General features: G+C 67.5%; 3 protein-coding genes. 2 read left to right on the plus strand and 1 reads right to left on the minus strand.

What is annotated here, in order from left to right; all coding sequences use genetic code 11:
• The first annotated feature begins 76 nt into the window (after positions 1-76).
• Both AB7O82_RS32170 and AB7O82_RS32175 read left to right on the plus strand, forming a co-directional pair.
• Positions 77-1,249 carry a patatin-like phospholipase family protein gene (locus AB7O82_RS32170; protein WP_428549732.1) on the plus strand — a complete coding sequence of 391 codons (1,173 nt, stop codon included), beginning with the start codon at positions 77-79 and terminating at the stop codon, positions 1,247-1,249.
• Positions 1,250-1,256: 7 nt separating this feature from the next.
• The gene (locus AB7O82_RS32175) at positions 1,257-3,260 is read left to right on the plus strand and encodes a tetratricopeptide repeat-containing protein (protein ID WP_428549731.1); all 2,004 of its coding nucleotides are present in this window, start codon (positions 1,257-1,259) and stop codon (positions 3,258-3,260) included.
• Positions 3,261-3,272: 12 nt separating this feature from the next.
• Here the strand turns inward: AB7O82_RS32175 and AB7O82_RS32180 are convergent.
• The coding region (locus AB7O82_RS32180) for an ABC transporter substrate-binding protein (RefSeq protein ID WP_428621155.1) at positions 3,273-3,888 on the minus strand (616 nt) is incomplete at its 5' end.

The following is a 3,888-nucleotide window of genomic DNA, read 5'->3' on the forward strand; positions in this document are numbered from 1 at the left end:
ATCGACGCCACGGGAAAGATCGACGCCACGGGAAAGATCGACGCCACGGGAAAATCGAGCCACGGGGGAGCACGCCATGACGAGCAAGGTGCTGGAGCGCATGACCGCGCCGGGTCCGAAGAAGATCCTCGCCTGCGACGGCGGCGGGATCCTGGGGCTGATGAGCGTCGAGATCCTGGCCAAGCTCGAGGCCGACCTGCGCGCCCGGCGCGGCAAGCCCGACCTGGTGCTTGCCGACTACTTCGATTTCGTGTGCGGCACCAGCACGGGGGCGATCATCGCGACCTGCATTTCGATCGGCATGTCGACGGCGCAGATCCGCGACTTCTACGTCAAGAGCGGACCGCTGATGTTCGAGCAGTCGTCGATCTGGAAACGCCTGCACTACAGCTATGTCGACGAGCCGCTGGCCGCCATCCTGCGCCAGGAGATCAATCGCACGCTCGGTTACGGCAAGAACGATCCCCCGGCCATGCTGGGGGATGACCGGCTGCGCACGCTGCTCATGATGGTGATGCGCAACCATTCGACCGATTCGCCGTGGCCGATCTCGAACAATCCGCGCGCCCGCTACAACGAGCGGGGCCGGAAGGACTGCAACCTCGATCTTCCCCTGTGGCAGCTCGTCCGCGCCAGCACGGCCGCGCCGACCTACTTCCCGCCCGAGATCATCGTCTTCGCCCCGGGCACCGACAAGGAGTACTCGTTCGTGTTCGTCGACGGTGGCGTCACGACCTACAACAACCCGGCCTTTCTCGCCTTCCAGATGGTCACCGCCCAGCCTTACGCCGTGAACTGGAAGACCGGCATCGACGACCTGCTGATCGTGTCGATCGGGACCGGCCAGGCGCCGCGCGCCCGGCCCGGCCTGCGACCCGGCGATCTGTCCCTCCTCGACCACGCCAAGAGCATTCCGTCCGCGCTGATGAACGCGGCGTCGGCCGGCCAGGACATGTCGTGCCGGATCTTCGGCGCCTGCCGCTTCGGTGCGCCGATCGACCGCGAGTTCGGCGCCGGCCTGGTGGAGGCCGGTGGGCCGTCCAACTGGACCGGCCCCAAGCTCTTCACCTACGTCCGCTACGATCCCGAGGTCACCAAGGAAGGCCTCGCGGCGCTCGGGCTGACCCACATCGTGCCGGAGAACGTCCAAGTCATGGACTCCGTCAAGTTCATCGCCGACATCAGGAGCGTCGGCGAGCAATATGCCGCCAGGCATGTAACCCCGGATCACTTCTCGAATTTCTCGTGAGGCTGCCATGAGCGCTGCACGACGGGCCTTCGTCATCATGCCGTTCGGCAAGAAGAAGCTGGCCGACGGTACCGAGGTCGATTGCGACGACGTCTACAAGCGGCTGATCCAGCCGGCCATCGCCGCGGCGGGGCTGGTGGCGCATCGCGCCGACGCCGACCGGCGCGGCGGGTCGATCCATCTCGACATGTTCCAGGACCTGCTGCTGTCGGAATTTGTCGTTGCCGACCTGACCATGGACAATCCCAACGTCTGGTACGAGATCGGTGTGCGCCACGCCTTGCGCTCCGGCGGCACGGTCATGACCTACGCGGCCCGTGATCGCCTGCCGTTCGACATCGCCGGCCAGCGCATGCAGCGCTACACGCTGAAGGACGGCAAACTCGATCCGGATCGGCTGGAGCAGGAGCGGACGGCGCTCACCGAGGCGATCGTGGCGACCCTCGGCGCGTGGCGCGGGCGGCGCGCCAGCCCGGTCTACCAGACGATCCCGAGCCTTCAGGAGCCCGACTGGAAGACGCTGAAGGTGGGCGACGTCAACGAGTTCTGGGATGCGCTCGATGCCTGGCGCCGGCGCGTCGACATCGCCCGGCGCAACCAGCGTCCCGGCGACATCCTGGTGCTGGCCGACGAGACTCCGAACAGCTTGCTCGAATTCGAAGCGCTGCGCACGGCAGCCGACGCGCTCCTGAAGATGAAGCGGCAGCGCTATGCCCTGAAGATCCTCGAGGAGGCGCGCAAGCTCGAACCCGACGACGTCAAGGCGATCCAGATCGAAGGCATGGCGCTGGGCCGCGACGAACGCTACGCCGAAGCGCGCGACGTTCTCACCGCACTGGCGGCCAAGCACAAGGATGGCGAGACGCTCAGTCTCTATGCCCGCACCTGGAAGGACGAGTGGATTCAGGTCTGGAACACCCATCCGCAGCGTCAGGAGGATCCCGCTGCCGCGGCGCGCGATACGGCATCCACTCTAAACAATGCGGCCGTCGCCTACTACGACGCCTTCCGCGCCGTCCCCGGCGAATACTATCCCGGCATCAATGCCCTGACCCTGGGCCGGCTCTGGGAGCACGTGACCGGCCTCGAGAGCAAGCTGCCGCTCGGCCGGATCGCCTCGGGTGTCGGCTGGACCGCCAGCGTGGCGGTGGAGCGCGACAAGGATTACTGGTCGCTCGCCACGCGCGCCGAGATGGCGCTGGTCGAAGGACGCCAGAAGGAGGCCCTCGCCGACTATTCCGATGCCGCGGCGCTCGCGGTGGCCAATCGCGACCGCTTCGCGCTCGATTCGTCGAGTCAGCAGCTCGATTTCCTCGGAACGCTGGGCTTCCAGGTCGAGATCGTCCGCGCCGCCGCCGAGATCATCGATCGCGCCGAGAAGCAGCTCGATGCCCTGGTCGGCGGCCGCAAGCCGGCGCAGGCCGAGCCCCAGCGCATCGTGGTGTTCAGCGGCCACATGATCGACGACCCCGATGTCCGCGGGCCGGGCAAGGAAAAGCCGGCGCGCTTCCCACCCGAGAAGATCGACGCTGCGGCCAAGGCGATCCGCCAGAGGCTGGACAAGATCGGCGCCAGCGCCGGTGATCTCGGCCTCTGCGGCGGCGCTTCGGGCGGCGACCTGCTGTTCGCCGAAGCCTGCCTCGAGCGCGGCATGCGGATGGAGCTGCGCCTGGCGCGTCGCGAGGAGGAATTCCTGGCCGAGTCGGTGACGTTCGCCGATCCCGACCGTCGCTGGGAGGAAAGCTTCGAGCAGGTCAAGGAGAACGCGGCGACGACGCTGCTGATCATGCCGCAGGAGCTGGGGCCGGCGCCGGCGGGCGTCAGCGTGCACGATCGCTGCAATCGCTGGATACTCTACAGCGCCCTGTCGCTGGGCCTGCGCAAGACCTACTTCGTCACCCTGTGGAACGGCGAGCCGGGCGACGGTCCCGGCGGCACCCAGCACATGGTCGAGCTGGTGCGCAAGCTGACCGGCCGCCGGCCGGAGATCATCGATCCGAAGACGCTTTGAAGGGTAGCGCGGCTATTCGAACACCTCGTCGGCCGACGCGACCAGAGTCTGTGCGACCGTGACTCCGATCTCTTTGGCGGCCCGCAGGTTTATCGCCAGCACGAACTTGGTCGGGTTCTGCACCGGCAGGTCCGCGGGCTTGCTGCCGTCGAGCACGCGATCGACATAGTCGGCAGCGCGCCGGATCAGGTCTCCCGGGTCGACACCGTAGGACATCAGGCCGCCCGCCTCGGTGATGAAGCGATCGGCATACACCGCCGGCAGGCGATGACGGCCGACGGCGGCGAGGATGGTGGCGCGACGCACCGCCGTGAAGATGTGCGGCAGGGCCAGCACGCTGGCGCCCTGTTCCTGCGCGATCCGCGCGACGGCCGGCTCGATCTCGGACTCGCGATCGATGGTCGAGGTGTGCAGGGTGATCCCGAAGGAGGGCGCAATGTCGCCGAGGGCGTCCAGCATCATGCCGGCGTAGGGTGCGGTCGCCGGATTGTAGAGCGCCGTCGCCCGGGTCACCCGCGGGCTGAGCTGCGTCAGCATCGACAGCCATTTTCCCGCGAGCGGCGGATCGTAGTCGGCGAAGCCGGTGGCATTGCCGCCGGGGCTCGCCAGGCTGCGCACGAAGCCCTGC

It is taken from the genome of Reyranella sp. (genome assembly GCF_050185545.1).
GTDB lineage: Bacteria > Pseudomonadota > Alphaproteobacteria > Reyranellales > Reyranellaceae > Reyranella.